Genomic DNA, 22,080 nt, shown 5'->3' with positions numbered 1-22,080 from the left:
CAAGCCTAGGCGGCGCGCATCACAGCGCGATGAACAGCGGATGCCGCGCGCGCGACGCGGACGGCAGCGCATGATGCTCCCACTGCCCCGGCGGCTGCCGCCGCCCGGGTCACGGGTGCAGCAGTTCCTCCCAGTTCTCCGGGACGTTGCCGTTCGGACCCGGGCACGACTGGTCCTCCGGGCGCCAGCGCGGGGGAGCGAGCGGCACGTGCTTCGCGCCGTGCTCCGCGGCGTAGTCCCAGAACCACTCCTCGCCGGGTTCGAACGAGGCCGCGATCGTGTGCCCGGACTCCTCGGCGTGACGGCGCGCGTGCTGTCCGGGTGAGGCGTCGCAGCATCCGATGTGCCCGCACTCGACGCAGCGGCGCAGGTGCCACCACCACCCGCCGAGGTCGAGGCACTCGGCGCAGCCGGTGCCGGATGGCGGCGGGGCGGGCGTCGGTTCCGGGGAGCCGGTCACCCCCGGCTCGGTCGCGTCGGACTCAGGGCTCACGCGTACACCTCCATCGCTGCGAGCGCCCGATGCACCGAGGCGACCGCACTCGAACCTTCGCCGACCGCTGCGGCGACACGTTTCATCGAACCGCGTCGCACGTCGCCCGCGGCGAAGACACGCGGCACCGAGGTCTCGAAGGGCAGCGGCATCCGCCCGGCCGAGCGCCAGGCATCGCCGAGCGCGAGCACGTCGGCGCCCGTGTGGACGAACCCGTCTCCGTCGCGCTCGAGGTCGGCGAGCCAGTCGGTCGCGGGCACCGCCCCGATGAAGCAGAACAGCGCCCGGCACTCGACGGTCTCGTCGACGGCGCCCGAGAGCGTCACACCCGAGAGGGTGTCGTCGCCGTGCAGGACCGAGACCTGCGTTCCGGTGTGCACCTCGATCCGCGGGTCCTCGCGGATCCGGTCGACGAGGTAGCTCGACATGCGCTCGGCGAGGTCGCCCGAACGCACCACGAGCCGCACGCGGCATCCGCCCTGCGCCAGCGCGAGGGCCGCCTGCCCGGCCGAGTTCGCGCCGCCGACGACCACGACATCCGAGCCGGACGCCTGCCGCACCTCGAGCGCGGTCGCGGCGTGGTGGATGCCGGCGCCCTCGAAGTCGTCCCACCGTGCGATCGGCAACCCGCGGTAGGCGACGCCGGTCGTCACCACCACGGCCCGAGCCCGGACGATCGCGCCGTCGGCGAGCAGCAGCCGGTGCACTCCGCCGTCGGCATCGAGCTTCACGACCGGGCACGGCGAGGCGATGCGCACGCCGAACTTGAACGCCTGGAGCGAGGCCTGCGAGGTGAGTGCGTCGCCGCTCACGCCGAAGGGGAAGCCGAGGTAGTTCTCGATGCGCGACGTGGTCGCCGACTGGCCGCCCGGCGCGACCGCATCGAGCAGCACGGTCCGCAGGCCCTCGGAGGCGCCGTAGATCGCCGCGGCGAGGCCTGCGGGCCCCGCGCCGACGACGGCGAGGTCGAACTCGGTGTCGTCCTCGGACGTGTACGCCAGTCCGAGCATCTCCGCGATCCGTCCGGGCGTGGCGTTGCGGATGATCTCGCCCTGCACGATGGCGACCGGCAGGTCGTCGCGCGTGTAGCCGTGCGACCAGATGTCGTGGTCGAGGTCCGGGTCGTCGACGTCGATCCAGGTGTGCACGAGCTCGAGTCGGTCGGCGTAGCGTCGCAGCGCCTGCGACTCCGGCGACTGCGACCCGACGAGCTTCAGGGTCCACGCGGCGGGGCCGTGCCTTAGCATCTCGCGGCGCGCCCAGAGCGTCCGCAGCATGAGGTCGCAGAGCTCGTCGTCCTCGGCCATCATCCGCTGCAGCGCGTCGTGGTCGATCCGGAGCACCCGCCCCGGCGCGGTGACGCGAGCGGTGAGGAACGCGCGCTGGCCGTTGAGCAGGCCGAGTTCGCCGACGAACGTGCGCGGGCCGAGGCGGGCCAACTGCGTCTCCTCGGTCCACCACAGCGCCTCGCGCACCACCTCGACCTCGCCGGTCTCGACGAGGATGAGGTCGTACGAGCGATCGCCCGCCTTGAACAGGACGTCGCCCTCGGCGACGTCCTGCGGCACGCCGTAGCGTCGGAGTCGCGCCCACTGCGCGTCACTGAGTTCCGGGGTGATCTTCTCGACGGCACCGCCCATCACCCCATCCTCGCGGACGTGACGCGGTTCCGGGAGGGGGTTCAGCGTCTGCTCAGGCCGTGATCCAGATTCCGGCTGCGGCGGCGCGCGGGATCGCGTGGTCGGCCCCGTCGAGCGCGACGCCGACGCCGGCGGGAGCCGCGGCATCCGTCACCCGCAGTTCGCTGCCCGGACCGACCCCGGCCGTCTCGAGTTCGCGCAGCACCGCGGGGTCGCGGTCGCTGATGCGGATGACGCGGCCGACGTGCCCCGTCGGCGCCTCGTCGAGCCGCACCGCCGGTTCGCTCACGAGGGTGCCGTCGGCACGCGGGATCGCGTCGCCGTGCGGGTCGCGCTCGGGTCGGCCGAGTCGGTCGTCGATCGCCTCGAGCAGCCGGTCGGAGAGCGCATGCTCGAGCACCTCGGCCTCGTCGTGCACCTCGTCCCACGCGTAGCCCATCTCGCGGACGAGCCAGGTCTCGATGAGCCGGTGGCGCCGCACGACCGCGAGGGCGCGGGCCCGGCCGTCGTCGGTGAGGCGGATGGCGCCGTAGGGCACGTGCTGCACGAGTCCCTGTGCGGCCATCTTCTTGACCATCTCGGTGACCGACGAGGGAGCGACGCCGAGTGCGGTCGCGAGCCCGGACGGCGTGATCGCTTCGGGCTGCCACTCGGTGTGGCCGTAGATCGTCTTGAGGTAGTCCTCGACGGCGGGGCTGCTGGTCGTCGGCATCGGGCCCACCCTACCCGCGTCCCTTCCGGCGGATATACGATCCGGCACGCGGGGGATCCCCGGCGCTCCGCGGGGCGGCGGATCGTATATCCGTCAGGAGGGGCGGCCCGGGCGGCCCGGGCGCGCCCGGGCGGGCGGGCGGGCGAGTGGCCGAGCGGATGGCACGGGGCTTGACCCGGCCCCCGTCCGGGGGTAGCGTCGCTCGGGCACGGAAAGCGCTATCCCAATCGGGATGGCTCAATCCCACGACGGGCCCTACGCCCAGCAAAGGATTCGACGATGAATCTCGGACCCCATCCGTTCCGCGCAGCCCTGGCGGTCGCCGCCGCCGGATGCCTGATCGCCGGCGCCGCGCAGACCGCGAACGCGGCCCCGCCCGACGCCGGCCCGCCGGCCGGCGCACCCCAGCTCGAGGCGCTCGACCGCGGCCTCGTGGCCGTCGCGACCGACGAGGGCGTGTTCCTCTCCTGGCGCCTGCTCGGCTCCGAGGCCACCGGTGCCACCGACACCGGCATGGCCGGGCCCGACTTCGCCGTCTACCGCGACGGCGAGCGGATCGCGACCGTCGCCGACAGCACCAACCTCCTCGACGACGGCGGGTCGGCCACGGCCGAGTACGCCGTCGCGCCGATCGTGAACGGTGTCGAACTCGAGGCCGGCCCCGCGACATCCGCCTGGGCCGACGGCCACTACGACCTGCCGCTCCAGAAGCCCGCCGACGGCGTGACGCCGGTGGGCGAGGCGTTCACCTACTCGGCGAACGACGCCACGGTCGCCGACGTCGACGGCGACGGCGCGTACGAGTTCCAGGTCAAGTGGGACCCGTCGAACTCGAAGGACGTCTCGCAGAAGGGCTACACCGGCACCGTCTACCTCGACACCTACGAGCTCGACGGCACGCTGCTGAACCGCATCGACCTCGGTGTGAACATCCGCGCCGGCGCGCACTACACGCAGTTCATGACCTACGACTTCGACGGCGACGGCCGGGCCGAGACGATGCTGAAGACCGCGCCGGGCACCAAGTCGATCACCTATGCGGCCGACGGGTCGGTGGCCGACGAGTCGTTCATCACGATGCCCGAGGCGGATGTCGCGGCCGGCTACTCGCACGACGACGACTACCGGATGAGCGCGGCCGACTACCGCGAGCACCTCATCGAGATGTTCGAGGGCTGGAGCGAGCACCCCGAGGTGGTCGCGGGCAACTGGCCCGCGACCCTCGAGGAGGCGTTCGGCATCCCGGTCGCGCACGAGTACCCGCTGAGTCGGCAGAGCACCGAGGAGCTCGTCGACCACTTCATCGACGTGTACGCGCCGAGCCGCAGCAGCCGGAACGACCTCACGACCTTCGAGGGCTTCATCGTCGACGGCCCCGAGTACCTCACGGTCTTCGACGGCGAGACCGGGGCCGAACTCCAGACCATCGCCTACAAGCCGGGGCGCGGCGACGACGGCCTCATGTGGGGCGACTACGCGATGAGCCGCATCGAGCCGGGCAACCGCGTCGACCGCTTCCTCGCGGGCGTCGCCTACCTCGACGGCGAGCACCGGTCGGCCGTGTTCGCCCGCGGCTACTACACGCGCACCACGATGGTCGCCTACGACTGGGACGGCGAGGCGCTCAGCGAGCGGTTCTTCGTCGACTCGGGCCACGCGCCCATGTCGAACCCGTTCAACGACTCGCCGCACGGCGTGGACGGCACCGACCCCGAGTACGGCGGCATCACCACGCAGGGCTTCCACTCGCTGAGTGCGGCCGACGTCGACGGCGACGGGAAGCACGAGATCGTCTACGGCGCTGCGACCATCGACGATGACGGCAGCGTGCTCTACAGCTCGTACGACGTGCTGCCCGAGGGCAGCGCCGCGCCCGGCACGCTCGCGCGCCTCGGCCACGGCGATGCGATGCACGTGACCGACATCGACCCGAACCGGCCGGGGCTCGAGATCTGGACCGTGCACGAGGGCGGCGCGTGGGCGCCGTACGGCTCGGTCATGCGCGACGCCGCCACCGGCGAGATCCTGTTCGGCGCCTACTCGGGTCGCGACACGGGTCGCGGCATGATCGGCGACGTGCGGGCGGATGTCGCGGGCACCGAGGTGTGGGCGAGCATGCCCGGCGGCACCGACGCGAGCGGGCTGCTCTCGACCGAGGGCGACATCCTGTCGGCGGCGACGCCCGGCACGAACATGTCGATCCGGTGGGCGGCCGACCTCACGACGCAGATCGTGAACGGCAGCGGGAACGCCACCCCGACGATCGACGACTGGACGCGCGGCACGCTGCTCAACGCCGAGGGCACGCGCACGAACAACGGCACGAAGGGCAACCCGTCGCTCGTCGCCGACGTGCTCGGCGACTGGCGCGAGGAGCTCCTCGTCCGCACGGTCGACTCGAGCGCGCTGCGGATCTTCACGAGCACCGAGGTCACCGAGCACAAGCTCACGACGCTCATGCACGACGCGCAGTACCGCGCCGAGGTGGCCCGCCAGAACACCACGTACAACCAGCCGTCGTACACGTCGTACCGCCTCGCGAGCGACATGGACTTCGCGAACGCGCCGGTGCTCACGGCCCCCTCGACGCCGGTCGGCCCGAAGTTCAAGGACCGGCCCGGCACCGACCACGACGAGGTGCAGATCCCGCACGACCCGGCGTTCGCCTACTACGTCGACGGCGAGCTCACCGAGAAGGGCAAGTTCGACGCGGAGGGCGAGGTCACGGTCGTGGCCGTGCCGAAGCCCTGGGTGTCGATCGCGGACGGCGCCGACGCCGAGTGGACGGTCGCCTTCGACGACTGACCCCGCGACGCGGTGACGGATGCCGCGTGCCGCGCGCCGCGGCATCCGTCACCGCCCCTCGACCCCGCCCCGGGGGCGCGATCCGTGCCGCGCCCCCGGGGCGGTCGCCCGTTTCGGGCCTCGGGCGCCGGCGGCGGATCGGGCTCAGGCGCCCGTGAAGACCAGCCAGAGCAGCACGCCGTTCAGCGTGATGAGGAACGCGGATGCCGCGATGCCGGCGATCGTCGTCGCCCAGCGGTTGCGCCAGCGCCCGAGCACCGACGACCTTGCCGTGAGTGCGACGAGCGGCACGAGCGCGAACGGGATGCCGAACGAGAGCACGACCTGACTGAGCACGAGCGAGAGCGTCGGGTCGAAGCCGAGCCAGAGGATGGCGAGCGCGGGTACGAGCGTGATGAGCCGACGCAGCAGCAGCGGGATGCGCACGTGGAGCAGGCCCTGCATGATCTCGGCGCCCGCGTACGCGCCGACGGAGGTCGAGGCGAGGCCGGAGGCGAGCAGCCCGACCGCGAAGAGCGTTGCGATGACCGGGCCGAGCGACGCGTCGAGCGCCGCGTACGCGCCCTCGAGGCTGTCGGTGCCCTCCACGCCGGCGAGGTTCACGGCCGCGAGCAGCAGGATGCAGAGATTCACCGTGCCCGCGATGGCCATCGCGATCGTCACGTCCCAGCGGGTCGCGCGCACCAGCCGGTCGACCGGCAGCACCGTCGCGGTGCCGGGTTCGCCCCCGCGCACGCGGTCGAGGTCGCCGGTTCCCTCGCGCACGACGAGGCGCGCAGCGAGCCGGCGGAGCGGCCTGCCCGTGGCCGCCGCGTTCGCGGCGGCGCCCGTGGTCGTCGGGCCGGCACCCTGCCGCATGACGAACCGGTCGCGGCTGAGTGCCGAGTGCGCGTAGATGGCGTGGGGCATGATCGTCGCGCCGAGGATCGACGCCGCGAGCAGCACCGAGTTCGCGTCCTCGAAGCGCGGCACGAGGCCTGCTGCGAGGCCGGCCGGGTCGGGCGGCGCGATGAACACGCCCACCGAGAACCCGAGCGCGATGATGACGAGCAGCCCCATGATCACGAACTCGAACGTGCGCGGGCCGCGACGCGACTGCAGCATGAGCAGGACGATCGACACGGTGCCGGTGATCAGCCCGCCCCAGACGAGCGGGACCCCGAAGAGCAGGTTCAGCGCGACGGCGCCGCCGATCACCTCGGCGAGGTCGGTGGCCATGGCGACGAGCTCGGCCTGGAGCCAGTACGCGCGGCGCCCCCAGCGGTTGCGCATGCGCCGGCCGAGGACCTCGGGCAGGCTCTCGCCGGTGACGATGCCGAGCTTGGCCGACAGGTACTGGATGAGCCACGCCATGACATTGCCGAGCACGACGACCCAGACGAGCAGGTAGCCGTACTGCGCACCCGCCGTCATGTTGCTCGCGACGTTGCCGGGGTCGAGGTAGGCGACGCCCGCGACGAGCGCGGGCCCGATCAGCCAGGCCAGGCGCGCGACGGACGCGGGCTTGGTGGCGACGGGCCGGGCGGAGGTGGACGTCGCGCCGTCCGTCCGGCCCGCGAGGGGCGAGTCGACGTCGCTGTCGATGGGCGTTTTCGGCATGCCGAAATCATAGCCGGATTTCGGCTCACCGAAAGGAGCGCGGTCGGCGACGCGACCCCGGGGCGGTGCGCACACCGCGGCCGGTCCCCACCAGCGGCGCGGGGGACTAGCGTTGCAGGGTGGTCGACGAGCGAACGGATGCCGCGGGCGGCGCGATCCCCGGCGAGGGCGACGGCGAGGGCGAGGGCGACGCCCACGCCGAGCCGCAGCTGCCGCTGCACGGCGTCGGCCCCTGGCCGGGCGGGCGCGACGCGTGGCCGGACGACCCGCGCTACGACCCCGACCTCCTCGAGCACGGCGATCGCCGGAACGTCGTCGACCGCTACCGCTACTGGCGGCTCGAGGCGATCGTGGCCGACCTCGACACCCGGCGGCATCCGTTCCACGTCGCGATCGAGAACTGGCAGCACGACCTCAACATCGGCTCGATCGTGCGCACCGCGAACGCCTTCGCGGCCGAGACCGTGCACATCATCGGTCGCCGCCGGTGGAACCGCCGCGGGGCCATGGTCACCGACCGATACCAGCACCTGATGCACTATCCGGATGTCGCGGACTTCACCGAGTGGGCGGCGGGCGAGGGGTTGCCGATCGTCGCGGTCGACAACGTCGACGGCTCGGAGCCGGTCGACCTCGTCGACCTGCCCGAGCGGTGCGTGCTGCTCTTCGGGCAGGAGGGGCCGGGACTCAGTCCCGAGGCGCTCGACGCCGCCGACCGCGTCGTCGAGATCACGCAGTACGGGTCGACCCGTTCGATCAACGCGAGTGCGGCGGCCGCGATCGTCATGCACGAGTGGGTGCGGCGGCACGCGCGGCACTGACGCGCACGCCGGGGGCGGGCGCGGTTGGCCACGCGGACAAGAGCGCCCTACGATCGGAGCATGGCCACCCGACTGGACCCCGCCGAGCGCCGCGAGCAGATCATCGCCGCGACCCTGCGCCTCGTCGCCCGCGACGGGTTCGCGCGCGTCACGCTCCGCGACGTCGCCGCCGAGGTGGGCGTCGTCCACGGCCTGATCCGACACTACTTCGCCACCCGTGAGCAGCTCGTCGCGGCCGCGTTCGACGCCGCGGTGCTCGCGGAGGCCGCGGAGGACGAGGAACTCGCGACGCGGCTCGAGCCCATCCCCGCACTCGCCGACTGGCTCTCGACCACGCCGCGCGACCACTACTTCGTCTGGATCGACGCGTGGAGCGAGGCGCCCCGCAACCCGGAGCTGCACGCGTCGCTCACGCGCCACCACCGCGACTCCGACGCACGCCTCGCCGGCATCATCCGCCGCATCGTCGCAGCGGGCGACGGCACGAGCGCCGACCCCGACGCCGACGCACGCACGCTCACCGCCCTCATCGACGGCGTCGCCGTGCAGCACCACGCCCTCGGACTCATCGACGAGGAGGAGGCCGACCGGATCGCCTTCCGCACGGCCGAGGCGCGACTCGGGCTCGAACCCGGCGTGCTCGTGCGATCGCGCGCGACGCCCGAGGCCAGCCGCTGGGCCGTCACGCACTGACGAGGGCGGTCGAGCGCAGGGCTGGCCGTGCGCGCGGCGCACGCGCATCGACGGTGCGGGTGCCGGGCGTGCGTGTCGCCGCGGCACGGCACGGGAACGGGATGACACTGGTCCCGTGCCGATCATCGACAACGCCGTGTACCGCGACGGCCGCCGTGTCGCGACGCCGGCGTCGCTCGAGGAGACCTTCGAGACCCGCGAGCGCCACGGCGGCGGATTCGCCTGGATCGGCCTCTACCGGCCGACCGACGCCGAGCTCGACGCCGTGGCCGCCGAGTTCGGGCTGCACCACCTGGCCGTCGAGGACGCCCGGAAAGGGCACCAGCGCCCGAAGCTCGAGCGCTACGGGCAGACGCTCTTCGCCGTGCTCAAGCCCGCCCGATACCTCGACGACGCCGAGCAGGTCGAGTTCGGCGAGCTCCACGTCTTCGTCGGACCCGGCTTCGCGATCACCATCCGGCACGCGGAGTCCCCGGACCTGGCGCGCGTGCGGAGCCGCCTCGAGGGCACGCCCGAACTCCTCGCTCGTGGCCCGGAGGCCGTGCTCTACGCGGTGATCGACGAGGTCGTCGACGAGTACGCACCGGTCGTCTCCGGCCTCGAGAACGACATCGACGAGATCGAGCAGCAGCTCTTCGACGGCGACCCCGCCGTCACGCGCCGCATCTACGACCTCGCCTCCGAGGTCATGGACTTCCAGCGCGCGACGAAGCCCATCGTCGGGATCCTCGAAGCACTCGAGCGAGGTTTCGAGAAGTACGGCGTCGACCTCGAGCTGCAGCGCTACCTGCGCGACGCCGACGACCACGTGCTCCGGATCGTCGACCGCGGCGAATCCTTCCGCCAGCTCCTCCAGAACGCGCTCGCGGTGCACTCGACGCTCGTCACCCAACGCCAGAACGACGAGATGCAGCGGCTGACCGAGACGAGCCTCCGGCAGAGCGAGGAGGTGAAGAAGATCTCGAGCTGGGCGGCGATCATCTTCGCCCCGACGCTCATCGCGTCGATCTACGGGATGAACTTCCGGTATATGCCCGAACTGCGCGAACCCCTCGGCTACCCGCTGACGCTGCTCGCCATGGTCGCGTTCGCGGTGGCGCTCTACGTGATCTTCAAGCGCCGCAACTGGATGTAGGCGTAGCGTGGCTGCATGACCGAGATCACCGACGATCTGCCCGCCCGCCTCCTGCACGAGGAGCACGCCGGATGGCGCGCCATCCTCGACGGCCACGGCGGCGAGCACTACGCCCGCGCGATGACCCGCGACGCCGTCATGATCGTCGAGGGCGCCGTGCTCGGCCGCGACGACGTGATCGCCGCGTTCCGCAGCACCCCGCCGTGGGAGGCGTACGAGATCCACGAGCCGGCGATCGTGCGACTCGGCGACCGGGCCGGGATCCTCGCCTACCGCGCGGTCGCCCGTCGCGGCGACGACGTCGCCGACCTCAGGATGTCGACGACCTACCTGTATCACGACGGCGCCTGGCACGTGGCCGCGCACCAGCAGACCCCGGCGTAGCGGCGAGCTCAGCCGATCAGGCTCGGCTGGAGGTCGCGCAGGGTGCGGAAGTGCGTCATCCGCGTCACACCGATCGCCGCGACGGCGAGTGCGCCGACCAACCAGCAGGCGAGCACGAGCGAGTCGGTTCCGGCCCTCCCGATATCGCCGCCGTACATGACCTGCCGCATCGCATCGACGACGTAGCCCATGGGCAGCACGTGGTGCAGGGCGGCGAGCGGCGCCGGCAGCGTCTGCCAGGGGAACGTGCCGCCCGCGGTCACGAGCTGGAGCACCATGAGCACCAGCCCGAGGAACTGCCCGACCGACCCGAGCCAGACGTTCAGAACGAGGATGATCGCGGCGTACGTCGCCGACGCGAGGAGCATGACGCCGAGCGTGCCGAGCGGATCGTGCATCGGGAACCCGAGCGTGAACGCGAGCACGAGGTACAGCGCCGCCATCTGCACGGCGCCGAGGAGGCCCGGCGTGAGCCAGCCGGCGAGCGTGATCCGGAACGGCGAGTGCAAGGCCGTCACCGCCCTGCGCGAGATCGGCTTGACGATGAGGAACAGCGCGTAGATCCCGATCCAGCCCGCGAGCGCGGCGAAGAACGGCGCGAGGCCGGCGCCGTAGTTCTCGGCGTGGGTCACCTCGTCGGTGTCGAGCGCGATCGGGTCGGCGATGGTCGCCGCCTGTGCGTCGCGCGTGGCCGCATCGGGGTCGGGGATCTCGGCCGCGCCGTCGGCGAGCCCGTCGTGCAGCGCGCCGGCTCCGTCGTCGAGCTGGGCGAGGCCGTCCGCGAGGGTACCGATGCCGTCGGCGAGCGCCGTCGAGCCCGAGGCCAGTTGCGCGGTGCCGTCGGCGAGCCGATCCGCACCGGATGCCGCGTCCGCGGCGCCGGAGGCGAGCTGGGCGCTGCCGTCGGCGACCTGCCGACTGCCCTCGGCGAGCCGGTCGATGTCGCCGACGACGGCCTGCACCCGGTCGTTCCCGGCCTCGATGCGCTCGCCGAGCGGGTCGAGGCGGGCGAGCGCGGCGTCGATGGTCGCCTGGTCGACGCCGCGCGCGGCGAGCTCGTCCGCGATCGCCTGCCGCGCCGCGGGGACGCCCGACGCGGCATCGCCGACGGCGGCACCGACGCGATCGGCGGATGCCGCGAGCTCGGCGTTGCCCGCGGCGACCTGCGCCGCACCATCCGCGAGTTCCGCCGATCCGGCGGCCAGTTGCGCGGTGCCGTCGGCCAGCGCCGCCGACCCGTCGGCTGCCTGGGCGGCGCCGTCGGCGAGCTGCGCGGCGCCGTCGCCGAGGCGCTGCGATCCGGCGAGGGCGGCGTCCGCGCCATCCGTCAGCCGCGCGGCGCCGTCGGCGGCGTCGACGATGCCGCCGCGGATCTCGGAGATCGAGTCGAGCAGGAGCGAGGCGGCCTCGCGGCCGACCTGTTCGGCGACGCTCGCGCGGATCCGCTCCACGGCCTGCGCGCCGATCGTGCTCGCGAGCGCGCTGTTGGCGTCGTTGGTCGCCAGCACGATCTCGGCACGATGCGGCTCGTCGGTGCCGAGCGAGGCGAGCGCGTCCGAGAAGTCGGCGGGCAGCGTGATCGCGAAGTCGTACGTGGAGTCGTCGAGACCCCGCGCCGCCTGCGCGGCGTCGACGCGATGCCAGTCGAAGGCGCCGTCGGCGATGAGCTCGTCGGCGACGTCGTCGCCCACGTTGCGCGCCGGTCCGGCGGCCGTCGCAGGGGTCCCCTCGTCCTCGACGACGAGCGCGACGGGCACGTCGGGGAAGTTCGCGTACGGGTCCTGGTTCGCCCAGAGGTAGAGGCCGCCGTACAGCACCGGCACCGCGACCAGCGCGAGGAGCGCGAGCACCGACGTCCGCGTCGAGGTGAGCCGCCGCAGCTCGGCGGCGATCATGTTCGGCACCTTCATGCCGTGCCACCCCCGGCGACGACGACGCGATCAGCGAGAGGTTCGACGAGCTCTGCGGCGGCGATGGATGCCGCAGAAGCCTCGCCCGCGATCACGAGCACGGCGAACCCGCGGTCCGCGAACCGGCGGGCGAGCTCCCACCACTCGCCGGGGTCGCCGCCGTGGCGGTCGGGCGCGACGAGCACGATCCCCTCAACGCCCTCGCGGAGGATCGCGAGCTCGGCGAGCAGTCGGAGCCGGTCACGTGGTGCGACGTTCGCGATGGGCGTGCGACCGAGCCGCTCGAGCCCGAGGTCGTCGAGCCATCGCGCGACCGAGACGGGGTTCGAGGGAACCCCGGCGAACATGAGCTCCTCGGCGGCGACGCCCGCGACGGTCACGTCCGGCGCGGGATCGGAGACACCGGGAGCATCGACGAGGGCGATGCGGCGGCGGATGGCTGCGGCATCCACCCTGCCGTCGATCGTGACGGTGCCCGCGTCGGGCCGCATGCGACCCGACGCGAGGAGCCCGAGCACGGTGGGCCGCTGCTCGGTCTCGGCGTGCGCGAGGGTCGCGCGGCCGGATTCGAAGCCGATGGTGGTGGCGGGCAGGGCCCGGCCGTGGCGTCCCTTGGCGACGCCGTGGAGGTCGATCCTCATGAGTCCTCGGTGTGCGGATGCGTGGTGGCGAGTTCGGGGGTGGCGGCGACGAGTGCGCCCGCCTCGCGCCAGGAGAGGCCGGCCGTGCCGAGCACGGCGAGCATGACGAGTCGCCGGCCCTCGGCGTCGGGCAGGTCGTGGCGCGAGGCCTCGGCGAGCACGGCGATGGCCGACTCCTCGACGAGGCGGGCGAGCACGTCGGGGCGGATGTCCTCGCGGACCGTGCCGTCGGCGACGCCGCGGCGGATGAAGGCGGCGAGCTGTTCGCGCACCGGAGCGAGGGCGTCGGCGGCTCGCTCGACGTAGGGCGCGCGGAGGGCGACCCCGGCGAGCAGCCGCACGTGTTCGACCGCGTCCCACAGTCGGGCGCCCAGCAGCGCGATCGCGACGCGCGCGTCGTCGGCGTCGGTGGCGGATGCTGCGGCGACGAGCCGTTCGGCGCCGCGCTCGATCAGCGCGGCGATGAGTTCGTCGCGATTGGCGAAGTGACCGTAGAGCGCGCGACGGCTGAGGCCGGCGGCGGCGGCGATCGCCTCGAGGGAGGCGTCGGGCGAGGCGGACAGCACGGCCACGGCGGCGACGAGGAGGGATTCGCGGTTCTCCGCCGCGTCCCGACGTGGGGTACGGCGGCCCGCGTCGGTGACGGACGGCATGCGATCAGCATACGCCTAAGCTGCACATCGGTGTGCAAGTTATCGCCGATGCGAAGCGAATGCCCAGACTCCGGCGATCGGCAGGACTACTGCAGGGCCGAGGTGAGCCGCGCGATGCCGTCGAGGAACGTGCGCGACGCCGGCTCCCGGTTCCACTCCTCCAGCGTGAGCTCGCGCCCGAGGTCGCGGTACCGCTGCTCGACCTCGCGCATGCCGGCGACGAAGGACGCGCCGCGCACGAGCATGGTCACCTCGAAGTTCAGGGCGAACGAGCGGATGTCCATGTTGCTCGAGCCGATGACGGCGACGTCGTCGTCGATCGACACGTGCTTGGCGTGCAGGATGTACGGCCCCGGGTAGAGGAAGATCCGCACCCCCGCCGTGAGCAGTGCGCGGTAGTAGGAACGTTGCGCGTGCCATACCCCGCCCTGGTCGCCGATCTCCGACACGAAGAGCTGGACCTCGAGCCCGCGCAGCTTCGCCGACGTGATCGCGTAGACCATCGCCTCGTCCGGGACGAAGTACGGGCTCGTGATGATCACGCGCTCCTGCGCCGCGTTCACGAGCGTGAGGAACTGCCGCAGGTTGTTCTCGCTCTCGAACGCCGGACCGCTCGGCACGACCTGGCAGTCGAGCGCCTCGGCCGAGGTGTCGATCGGCAGGTCGATCGCACGGACGTTGTCCTCCTCGCCCAGCACTTCACCGGTCTCGGCGAACCAGTCGGAGCGGAACACCGCATTGAGTTCGGCGACGACCGGGCCGGTGACCCTGGTGACGAGCTCCTGCCACATGAGGCCCCGCTTGCGGTTCTTCTCCGAGTCGTAGTCGCGTGAGATGAGGTTCTGCGAGCCCATGTGACCGATCGCGCCGTCGACGACGACGATCTTGCGGTGGTTGCGGAGATCGGGACGCTGCCACTCGCCCTTCAACGGGCGGACGGGAAGCAGGTAGTGCCACTCGACCCCGATGCGATCGAGCTCCTCGACGGTGGCCTTGTGCAACGGCACCTTCGACGAGGCGATGTGGTCCATCAGCAGCCGCACCCGGACGCCGCGGCGCACCGCGTCCTCCATCGCGGCGAAGAAACCGCGGGTCGTGTCGTCGAGCGCGACGATGAAGAACTCGACGTGGACGAACCGCGTCGCGGCCGCGACATCCGCCGCCATCGCGTCGATCGAGCCCTGGTAGTCGTCGATCAGGGTCGCGCGGTTCCCCGACGTCGCCGGCAGGCCCGTGAGCCTCGTGTTCTGCGCCACTGCCCGGTCGAACCACGTCGGCCACGACGCATGGTCGGCCACGAGATCGACTCCGGCGGTGCGCTCGGCGATCATCCGGTCGGCCTCGTCCTGTCGTGCCATCCGCTGCTTGGGCAGCCGGATGTTGCCGATCAGCAGGTAGAGCAGGATCCCGACGAACGGGATGAGGAAGATGGCGAGCAACCACGCCATCGCGGCGGTCGGTTTGCGGTCGCGCGGGATGATGATGAGCGCCGTGATACGGATCGCCAGGTCGACGAGGATCACGAGGGCGCCGACGACCGCCGCCCACTCGCCGCCGCTCACTGCGTCGCCTCGACAGCACCCATACGATCGCCCCCAGTCCGCGAGTCCTGAAGGCGATCGTATTGGTGCGAGGGCCTCTCGCGTCAGTCCGATTCCTGTCCGACGCGGGCCCCGCCCGACGTCAGTCGGTGCCGAGGTCGAACGCGGCGGCCTCGTTCGCGGCATCCGTCGCGGCGTCGAGGTCGGTCTCGGCCTCGCCTGCCAGGATCTCGGCCGCGCGGCCCGACGCGATCTCGCCCACGAGTTGCGCGGTCGCGCCGCCCACGATGCCGAGCGACGCGTACTGCTCGAGGCGCGCACGCGAGTCGGCGATGTCGAGGTTGCGCATCGTCAGCTGGCCGATGCGGTCCTCGGGGCCGAACGCCTGGTCGCCCACGCGCTCCATCGAGAGCTTGTCGGGGTGGTAGCTGAGCGCGGGACCCTCGGTGTTCAGGATCGTGTAGTCGTCGCCGCGACGCAGGCGCAGCGTCACCTCGCCGGTCACCGCGGACGCGACCCACTTCACGATCGACTCGCGGAGCATGAGGGACTGCGGGTCGAGCCAGCGGCCCTCGTACATCAGGCGCCCGAGGCGGCGACCTTCGTTGTGGTAGTTCGCCACGGTGTCCTCGTTGTGCACCGCGTTGAGCAGCCGCTCGTACGTGACGTGCAGCAGCGCCATCCCCGGCGCCTCGTAGATGCCGCGCGACTTCGCCTCGATGATGCGGTTCTCGATCTGGTCGCTCATGCCGAGGCCGTGGCGCCCGCCGATGCGGTTGGCCTCGAGCACCAGCTCGACCGGGTCGTCGAACTCGACGCCGTTGAGGGCGACCGGACGACCCTGGTCGTACCGGACGGTGACGTCCTCCGCCGCGATCGCGACCGACTCGTCCCAGAAGCGGACGCCCATGATGGGCTCCACGATGGTGACGCCGGCGTCGAGGTCCTCGAGCTTCTTCGCCTCGTGCGTCGCGCCCCAGATGTTCGCGTCGGTCGAGTACGCCTTCTCGACGCTCGCACGGTAGGGCAGGTCGCGCGCCTGCATCCACTCGCTCATCTCGGTACGACCGCCGAGCTCGGTGACGAAGGCGCTGTCGAGCCACGGCTTGTAGATGCGGAGGCGCGGGTTGGCCATGAGCCCGTAGCGGTAGAACCGCTCGATGTCGTTGCCCTTGTAGGTCGAGCCGTCGCCCCAGATGTCGACGCCGTCCTCCATCATCGCGCGCACGAGCATGGTGCCCGTGACCGCGCGGCCGAGCGGCGTGGTGTTGAAGTACGTCTTCCCGCCCGAGCGGATGTGGAACGCGCCGCACTGCAGCGCGACGAGGCCCTCCTCGACGAGCGCCGTCTTCACGTCGACCAGCCGGCTGATCTCGGCACCGTACTCGAGCGCGCGACCCGGTACGGCATCGACGTCGGGCTCGTCGGGCTGGCCGAGATCGGCGGTGTACGTGCAGGGCACTGCGCCCTTCTCGCGCATCCAGGCGACCGCGACGGAGGTGTCGAGACCCCCGGAGAAGGCGATGCCGACGCGCTCGCCGACGGGAAGGCTCGAGAGGACTTTCGACATGCCGACCAGCCTACTTGCGCGCGTGCGCGCGAGACGACGCGCGGACGGACGCCCGACTGATCGGTCGGACGGGATTTCCGGGAGAGGCTATCCCCCGGTCGGGGGTCGTGGATAGGCTCGCCGCATCCGGCCACGCGGCACCACCGTCGTCGCGTCGCGTCGCAACCACTGGACCGGCCGTACCGCCCGACGACTCGTCCGGCGGGACCCTCCACGCACATGAAAACGGAGACACGATGAGGAACCACAAGGTGATCGGCGCGGCATCCGCCGTCGCCCTGGCCGTGGGCCTGGTCGGGACGGCAGCCGCCGTTCCCGCCGCCGCGGTCGGCCCGGAGAGCACCTACCTCGTGCTCGCGCCGCAGGGCGCGAACACGAAGGCTGCGGCCAAGCGCGTCGCGGCGGCCGGCGGCACAGTCGTCGCCAGCTACGACCAGATCGGCGTGCTCGTGGCGTCGTCGACGAACACGGCGTTCGAGACCGCGGTCACGGGCTCGGGCGTCCAGTCGGTCGCGTCGACCGACGGGCTCGGAACGGAGCTGATCGACGACGAGACGGTCGCCGAGCTCGACGAGTCCGCCGTCGAGGCGCCCGGCGACCCCACCGGCGAGCCGCTGTGGGGCCTGCAGTGGGACATGGAGCAGATCGACGTGCCTGAGGCGCACGCGGTCACCACGGGTGACTCGTCGGTCGTCGTCGGCGTCCTCGACTCGGGCATCTCGTCGAGCCACCCCGACCTGGCGTCGCAGATCGCGTTCGACCAGAGCGCCTCGTGCATCGGCGGCGTCGTCGACACCGACGAGGCGGCGTGGAACCCGACGACCTCCGACCACGGCACGCACGTCGCCGGCACGATCGCCGCGGCGATCAACGGCGTCGGCATCGCGGGCGTCGCGCCCGGCGTGAAGGTCGCCTCGGTGAAGGTCGTGAACGACGACGGCTACATCTTCCCCGAGGCCGCGATCTGCGGCTACCTCTGGGCGGCCGACCACGGCATGCCGGTCACGAACAACAGCTATTACATCGACCCGTGGGAGTTCAACTGCGTGAACGACCCGCGCCAGCGTCCCGTCTGGCAGGCTGTGCAGCGCGCACTGAGCTACTCGCAGTCGAAGGGCACGCTCACCGTGGCGTCGGCCGGCAACAGCAACGTCGACCTGCAGCACAAGTTCGTCGACTCGTCGAGCCCGAACGACGGCAGCTACCCCGTCGAGGACCGCACCATCACGGGCGCGTGCCGCGACCTGCCCGCTGAGGCTCCCGGCGTGGTGACCGTCTCGGCCGTCGGCCCGACCGAGCAGAAGAGCTACTACTCGTCCTACGGCCAGGGCGTGGTCGACGTCACCGCTCCCGGCGGCGACACCCGCTTCCGCACCGGAGGCGCCTCCTCCACCATCGCCGACGCCGTGCTCTCCACCACCTGGAGCCCCGTCGCCGGCAACGGCTGGGGATACAAGCAGGGCACGTCGATGGCCGGCCCGCACGCGGCCGGCGTCGCGGCGCTCGCCATCTCGGCGCACCCCGACATGAAGGTCGGCCAGCTCGCCTCGTTCCTCGAGCGCACGGCGACCGCGCTGGAGTGCCCGGAGGGCGTCTACGAGCCGCGCCCCGGCTACCCGGCGACCTGCACGGGCGGCGAGCGCAACGGCTTCTACGGAGCCGGCAACGTCAACGCGTTCAACGTCGTCCAGTGACGCGCTGAGCGATCGATCGTGAGGGGTCGGGCCTCCGGGCCCGGCCCCTCACGCGTGTCCCGGGCGGACCGGATGACACGGCGTAGGCTCGGATCCATGGCCGACGTCGACCGGGCCGCTGCACCGTCGCCGCGCGACGGCTACACGGCCGAACAGGTCCGCGCCGCGGAGCGCCCGCTGCTCGCGGCGGGCGAGCCGCTCATGCAGCGCGCAGCGCTGGCGCTCACGGACGAGGTCGGGCGTCTCGTCGCGTCCGCTGGGGGGTCGTTTCACGACAGCACGACGGCTGCAAGCCCGTCGGCGCGTCGCGAAACGACCCCCACGGGCGGCGGTGGGGCGACGGATGCCGCGCTGCGGCCGCTCGTGGTCGTCCTCGTGGGGTCCGGCGACAACGGGGGCGACGCGCTCTTCGCGGGCGCCCATCTCGCCGCGCGCGGCGCCGATGTGCGGATCGTCGCGGTGGGCTCGCGCCTCCACGAGGGCGGTGCGGCAGCGGCTCACGCCGCCGGAGCGACCGATCTCGACCCGGGCGACGCCGAGACGTTCGACCGCGTCGTCGCCTCCGCCGACGTCCTGATCGACGGGATCCTCGGCATCGGGGCGGCCGCGAGCCCCGCGCTGCGGGGGACGGCGCGCGAGGTCGTGGCGCGCGTGCGCGCGGTGCTCGGGCCCGAGTGGGTCGCTCGTGCGGGGCACGGCACGCGGCATCCGCTCGTCGTCGCCGTCGACCTGCCGAGCGGGATCTCGCCGGACGACGGACGTGTGCCCGACCCCACCGTGCTCCCCGCCGACGTGACCGTGACGATGGGCGCGGTGAAGGGCGGGCTCCTGTTCGGCCCCGCGGTCGAGTTCGTCGGACGCATCGTGCTCGTCGACCTCGGGCTCGGCGCGGCGCTCGCCGGGGTGCAGCCGGTCGTGACGAGCGGATGGCGGCACGAGCTGCCCTGACGCCCGCGGCGCCCTCCCGGGCCGCCGGAACCCCATGCGTTACGGTTGAGTGTGACTCAGGAACAGACCACACCGGAGGCCGAGGCGGTGCTCGCCGACGAACCCGAGGTCAAGCGGGCGCTGAGCGAAGCCGACCGTGCGTCGGTCGCCGGGGTCGTCGCCGACCACCCCTCATCGCCCCTCGCCTGGGCCGAACTCGCCGACCTCGCCGACTCCGAGGGGCGTGCGCTCGACGCGTTCGCGTACGCCGTCGTCGCCGTCGACCTCGCGCGCGGTTCGCTCGAGGCATCCGGATGGCGCGCCGGCGAGCCCGTGCCCTGGTCGGAGGAGCCGAACCGCGCCTACCTGCGCGCGCTCGACGCCGAACGTCGTGCCGCGGCGCGGCTCGGGCTCGCCGAGCGCGCAGCGCGCGCGGCATCCGATCTCGAGGCCGCCGACGCGGAAGCGCCCGCCCGCATCGCCTCGGAGTTCACGCCCACGCAGGTCATCAGCGTCATCACGGATCCCCTGCCGCCCCTGCCGTCGCCCGAGGCGACGGACGGCGACCCGTCCGACGAATCCGCCGCGCCGGGTGCGGCACGAGAGGACTGACATGCCCGCGGTCGTGCTGATCGGAGCGCAGTGGGGCGATGAGGGCAAGGGCAAGGCGACCGACCTGCTCTCCTCGCGCCTCGACTACGTCGTCAAGTTCAACGGCGGCAACAACGCGGGGCACACCGTCGTCGTCGGCGACGAGAAGTACGCCCTGCACCTGCTGCCGTCGGGCATCCTGACGCCCGGCGTCACCCCGGTCATCGCCAACGGCGTCGTCGTCGACATCGAGGTGCTCTTCGAGGAGATCGAGGGGCTCGAGTCGCGAGGTGTCGACACCTCGCAGCTGAAGATCTCGGCGAACGCGCATGTCATCACGCAGTACCACCGCACGCTCGACAAGGTCACCGAGCGCTTCCTCGGCAAGCGCCAGATCGGGACGACCGGCCGCGGCATCGGCCCGAGCTATGCCGACAAGATCAACCGCGTCGGCATCCGCATGCAGGACCTCTTCGACGAGAACATCCTTCGGCAGAAGGTCGAGGGCGCCCTCGACCAGAAGAACCACCTGCTGCTGAAGGTCTACAACCGTCGCGCGATCGGCGTCGACGAGGTCGTCGACGAGCTGCTCGGCTACGTCGATCGGCTCCGCCCCATGGTCACCGACACGTCGCTCCTGCTGCACCGGGCGCTCGAGGCGGGCGAGACCGTGCTCTTCGAGGGCGGCCAGGCGACGATGCTCGACGTCGACCACGGAACCTACCCGTTCGTCACGTCGTCGAACGCGACGTCGGGCGGCGCCGTCACCGGGTCGGGCGTCGCGCCGAACCGCATCGACCGCGTCATCGGCATCGTGAAGGCCTACACGACGCGCGTCGGCTCGGGGCCGTTCCCGACCGAGCTCTTCGACGAGTGGGGCGAGTTCCTCGCCGACAAGGGGCACGAGTTCGGCACCACCACGGGCCGTCGTCGCCGAACCGGATGGTACGACGCGCCGATCGCCCGCTACACCGCGCGCATCAACGGCGTCACCGACTTCGTGCTCACCAAGCTCGACGTGCTCACCGGCATCGACCGCATCCCGGTCGCGGTGGCCTACGACGTCGACGGCGTGATCATGGAGGAAGTCCCGGTCTCGCAGTCCGACTTCCACCACGCCAAGCCCGTCTACGAGGAGTTCCCGGGCTGGACCGAGGACATCTCGGGTGCACGCTCCTTCGAGGACCTGCCGCCGAACGCGCAGAGCTACGTCCGCGAGCTCGAGGCGATGTCGGGCGCGCGCTTCTCGGCGATCGGCGTCGGCCCGGGCCGCGACGAGATCGTCCAGCTGCACGACCTGCTCGACTGACGGCGGCGCGCCCGCAGCGCGACGGCGACGGCACGACGAGGGGCGGATGCCACGTGGCATCCGCCCCTCGTGCGCGTCGCTCGCGCGTCGCGAGACGGGCGACCGCGGGCATCGGCTCGAGTTCGCAGGATGAGCGGGCCCAGAGGTCGTGTGGGGTGGGGATGGCGCGTCTCATCCTGCGAACTTCGGCGCGGGAGACGCCTGGGCGGGCGAACCACGGCCGGCGTGCCAGACTGGGCCGGTGCCCGCCGCTCGCCCGCTCGTCCACACCCTCGAGGGCCGCCATGTCGTCCTCGCCCCCCTCGCCGAGCAGGACTTCGGGGCCCTCCGCGAGGCCATCGGGCGACCCGAGGTGTTCGCGGGCGGATTCGCCGGTGGCCCTTCCGGCCTGCCGGCCGACGACGCGGCGTTCGAGGCGTTCGCGCGCGCCTCGTACACGCCGGCGTCCGATGCGATCCCGTTCGCGGTGCGGCTGCGCGGCGGCCCCGACGACGGCGCACTCGTCGGCGCGACGAAGCTCGGCGACCTCGACCTGCCGAACGAGTCGGCCCACATCGGCTGGACGGGGTTCGACCCGCGCGTGTGGGGCACGGCCGTGAACCCCGAGGTCAAGCTCCTCATGCTCGGCCTCGCATTCGACCACGGCTTCGGCCGGGTCAAGCTGCAGGCGGATGCCCTCAACGCGCGCTCGCGCGCGGCGATCGTGAAACTCGGGGCGAGCTTCGAGGGCATCAACCGCCGCGCGATGCGGCGCCCTGACGGTTCGTGGCGCGACACCGCGGTGTACGCGATCCTCGTGGACGAGTGGCCCGCGGTACGGGCCGGGCTCGAGTCGAGGCTCGCGGCGTGGGGCGACCGGCCGGTGACGCTCGCGGGGCCGCCGCGGGAGCGGTAGCCGGCCGACACGAAGATCCGTTGCGCAGGTGCTGCCTGCTCCTCCCGAGCACGCGAGGACCCGTGAC

General features: G+C 72.3%; 19 protein-coding genes. 10 read left to right on the top strand and 9 right to left on the bottom strand.

Annotation, left to right across the window (positions count from 1 at the left end):
• Positions 1-109: 109 nt before the first annotated feature.
• The 3 genes from ACIQH8_RS08920 to ACIQH8_RS08910 are packed head-to-tail and all read right to left on the bottom strand — an operon-like array spanning position 110 to position 2,845.
• Positions 110-493, bottom strand: coding sequence for a UBP-type zinc finger domain-containing protein (locus ACIQH8_RS08920; protein WP_400997304.1), 384 nt, complete (start codon positions 491-493; stop codon positions 110-112).
• On the bottom strand, positions 490-2,133 hold the full coding sequence (locus ACIQH8_RS08915; protein WP_400997301.1) for an FAD-dependent oxidoreductase: 1,644 nt from the start codon (positions 2,131-2,133) through the stop codon (positions 490-492). The genes ACIQH8_RS08920 and ACIQH8_RS08915 overlap by 4 nt, the downstream gene beginning before the upstream one ends.
• A 52-nt stretch (positions 2,134-2,185) precedes the next feature.
• Positions 2,186-2,845, bottom strand: coding sequence for a metal-dependent transcriptional regulator (locus ACIQH8_RS08910; protein WP_400997299.1), 660 nt, complete (start codon positions 2,843-2,845; stop codon positions 2,186-2,188).
• 279 nt (positions 2,846-3,124) lie between these two features.
• Between ACIQH8_RS08910 and ACIQH8_RS08905 the strand changes: the two genes are divergently transcribed.
• Complete coding sequence (locus tag ACIQH8_RS08905) at positions 3,125-5,650, top strand: rhamnogalacturonan lyase (RefSeq protein ID WP_400997297.1); 2,526 nt, start codon at positions 3,125-3,127, stop codon at positions 5,648-5,650.
• 144 nt (positions 5,651-5,794) lie between these two features.
• Here ACIQH8_RS08905 and ACIQH8_RS08900 read toward each other — a convergent pair whose 3' ends face one another.
• On the bottom strand, positions 5,795-7,249 hold the full coding sequence (locus ACIQH8_RS08900; protein WP_400997295.1) for an Nramp family divalent metal transporter: 1,455 nt from the start codon (positions 7,247-7,249) through the stop codon (positions 5,795-5,797).
• 209 nt (positions 7,250-7,458) lie between these two features.
• Here ACIQH8_RS08900 and ACIQH8_RS08895 point away from each other — a divergent pair, with 209 nt between their 5' ends.
• The 4 genes from ACIQH8_RS08895 (at position 7,459) to ACIQH8_RS08880 (ending at position 10,282) form a co-directional block, all read left to right on the top strand.
• Positions 7,459-8,070 carry a TrmH family RNA methyltransferase gene (locus ACIQH8_RS08895; protein WP_400997897.1) on the top strand — a complete coding sequence of 204 codons (612 nt, stop codon included), beginning with the start codon at positions 7,459-7,461 and terminating at the stop codon, positions 8,068-8,070.
• Between the two features lie 60 nt (positions 8,071-8,130).
• Positions 8,131-8,763: a TetR/AcrR family transcriptional regulator gene (locus ACIQH8_RS08890; protein WP_400997293.1), complete on the top strand. Its 633-nt coding sequence runs from the start codon at positions 8,131-8,133 to the stop codon at positions 8,761-8,763.
• Between the two features lie 115 nt (positions 8,764-8,878).
• On the top strand, positions 8,879-9,898 hold the full coding sequence (locus tag ACIQH8_RS08885) for a magnesium and cobalt transport protein CorA (RefSeq protein WP_400997291.1): 1,020 nt from the start codon (positions 8,879-8,881) through the stop codon (positions 9,896-9,898).
• 15 nt (positions 9,899-9,913) lie between these two features.
• Entirely contained in the window at positions 9,914-10,282 is a 369-nt protein-coding gene (locus ACIQH8_RS08880; protein WP_400997289.1) for a nuclear transport factor 2 family protein, read from the top strand.
• Between the two features lie 8 nt (positions 10,283-10,290).
• Here ACIQH8_RS08880 and ACIQH8_RS08875 read toward each other — a convergent pair whose 3' ends face one another.
• The 5 genes from ACIQH8_RS08875 to argG all read right to left on the bottom strand — a co-directional run bounded on the left by ACIQH8_RS08875 (position 10,291) and on the right by argG (position 16,597).
• Positions 10,291-12,192, bottom strand: a complete 1,902-nt coding sequence (locus ACIQH8_RS08875; protein WP_400997287.1) for a YhgE/Pip family protein — start codon at positions 12,190-12,192, stop codon at positions 10,291-10,293.
• Positions 12,189-12,833, bottom strand: a complete 645-nt coding sequence (locus ACIQH8_RS08870; RefSeq protein ID WP_400997285.1) for a hypothetical protein — start codon at positions 12,831-12,833, stop codon at positions 12,189-12,191. Before ACIQH8_RS08870 ends, ACIQH8_RS08875 begins: the two co-directional genes overlap by 4 nt.
• The gene (locus ACIQH8_RS08865) at positions 12,830-13,486 is read right to left on the bottom strand and encodes a TetR/AcrR family transcriptional regulator (RefSeq protein ID WP_400997283.1); all 657 of its coding nucleotides are present in this window, start codon (positions 13,484-13,486) and stop codon (positions 12,830-12,832) included. Before ACIQH8_RS08865 ends, ACIQH8_RS08870 begins: the two co-directional genes overlap by 4 nt.
• A gap of 86 nt (positions 13,487-13,572) precedes the next feature.
• Positions 13,573-15,048: a cardiolipin synthase gene (cls, locus tag ACIQH8_RS08860; RefSeq protein WP_400997281.1), complete on the bottom strand. Its 1,476-nt coding sequence runs from the start codon at positions 15,046-15,048 to the stop codon at positions 13,573-13,575.
• Positions 15,049-15,169: 121 nt separating this feature from the next.
• Entirely contained in the window at positions 15,170-16,597 is a 1,428-nt protein-coding gene (gene argG / locus ACIQH8_RS08855) for an argininosuccinate synthase (protein ID WP_400997278.1), read from the bottom strand.
• Between the two features lie 236 nt (positions 16,598-16,833).
• Here argG and ACIQH8_RS08850 point away from each other — a divergent pair, with 236 nt between their 5' ends.
• The 5 genes from ACIQH8_RS08850 (at position 16,834) to ACIQH8_RS08830 (ending at position 22,013) form a co-directional block, all read left to right on the top strand.
• The gene (locus tag ACIQH8_RS08850; protein ID WP_400997275.1) at positions 16,834-18,291 is read left to right on the top strand and encodes a S8 family peptidase; all 1,458 of its coding nucleotides are present in this window, start codon (positions 16,834-16,836) and stop codon (positions 18,289-18,291) included.
• 96 nt (positions 18,292-18,387) lie between these two features.
• Positions 18,388-19,239 carry an NAD(P)H-hydrate epimerase gene (locus ACIQH8_RS08845; RefSeq protein WP_400997273.1) on the top strand — a complete coding sequence of 284 codons (852 nt, stop codon included), beginning with the start codon at positions 18,388-18,390 and terminating at the stop codon, positions 19,237-19,239.
• 51 nt (positions 19,240-19,290) lie between these two features.
• Positions 19,291-19,830, top strand: a complete 540-nt coding sequence (locus tag ACIQH8_RS08840; RefSeq protein WP_400997271.1) for a DUF3151 family protein — start codon at positions 19,291-19,293, stop codon at positions 19,828-19,830.
• Between the two features lies 1 nt (position 19,831).
• A complete protein-coding gene (locus ACIQH8_RS08835; RefSeq protein ID WP_400997268.1) occupies positions 19,832-21,118 on the top strand; it encodes an adenylosuccinate synthase in 1,287 nt (428 codons plus the stop codon).
• Between the two features lie 241 nt (positions 21,119-21,359).
• Entirely contained in the window at positions 21,360-22,013 is a 654-nt protein-coding gene (locus tag ACIQH8_RS08830; RefSeq protein WP_400997266.1) for a GNAT family N-acetyltransferase, read from the top strand.
• Positions 22,014-22,080: the final 67 nt, after the last annotated feature.

This window comes from Agromyces sp. GXQ0307 (assembly GCF_044769845.1).
Taxonomy (GTDB): Bacteria; Actinomycetota; Actinomycetes; order Actinomycetales; family Microbacteriaceae; genus Agromyces.
The sequence above is the reverse complement of the archived record's forward strand: the minus strand, read 5'-3'. Positions and strand labels throughout refer to the sequence as shown.

Bases quoted from the DNA above. Each gene is read 5' to 3' on its own strand.
- ACIQH8_RS08915 (WP_400997301.1), bottom strand. From the start codon at position 2,133: ATGGGCGGTGCCGTCGAGAAGATCACCCCGGAACTCAGTGACGCGCAG.
- ACIQH8_RS08910 (WP_400997299.1), bottom strand. From the start codon at position 2,845: ATGCCGACGACCAGCAGCCCCGCCGTCGAGGACTACCTCAAGACGATC.
- ACIQH8_RS08905 (WP_400997297.1), top strand. From the start codon at position 3,125: ATGAATCTCGGACCCCATCCGTTCCGCGCAGCCCTGGCGGTCGCCGCC.
- ACIQH8_RS08900 (WP_400997295.1), bottom strand. From the start codon at position 7,249: ATGCCGAAAACGCCCATCGACAGCGACGTCGACTCGCCCCTCGCGGGC.
- ACIQH8_RS08890 (WP_400997293.1), top strand. From the start codon at position 8,131: ATGGCCACCCGACTGGACCCCGCCGAGCGCCGCGAGCAGATCATCGCC.
- ACIQH8_RS08880 (WP_400997289.1), top strand. From the start codon at position 9,914: ATGACCGAGATCACCGACGATCTGCCCGCCCGCCTCCTGCACGAGGAG.
- ACIQH8_RS08875 (WP_400997287.1), bottom strand. From the start codon at position 12,192: ATGAAGGTGCCGAACATGATCGCCGCCGAGCTGCGGCGGCTCACCTCG.
- ACIQH8_RS08870 (WP_400997285.1), bottom strand. From the start codon at position 12,833: ATGAGGATCGACCTCCACGGCGTCGCCAAGGGACGCCACGGCCGGGCC.
- ACIQH8_RS08865 (WP_400997283.1), bottom strand. From the start codon at position 13,486: ATGCCGTCCGTCACCGACGCGGGCCGCCGTACCCCACGTCGGGACGCG.
- argG (WP_400997278.1), bottom strand. From the start codon at position 16,597: ATGTCGAAAGTCCTCTCGAGCCTTCCCGTCGGCGAGCGCGTCGGCATC.
- ACIQH8_RS08850 (WP_400997275.1), top strand. From the start codon at position 16,834: ATGAGGAACCACAAGGTGATCGGCGCGGCATCCGCCGTCGCCCTGGCC.
- ACIQH8_RS08845 (WP_400997273.1), top strand. From the start codon at position 18,388: ATGGCCGACGTCGACCGGGCCGCTGCACCGTCGCCGCGCGACGGCTAC.
- ACIQH8_RS08835 (WP_400997268.1), top strand. From the start codon at position 19,832: ATGCCCGCGGTCGTGCTGATCGGAGCGCAGTGGGGCGATGAGGGCAAG.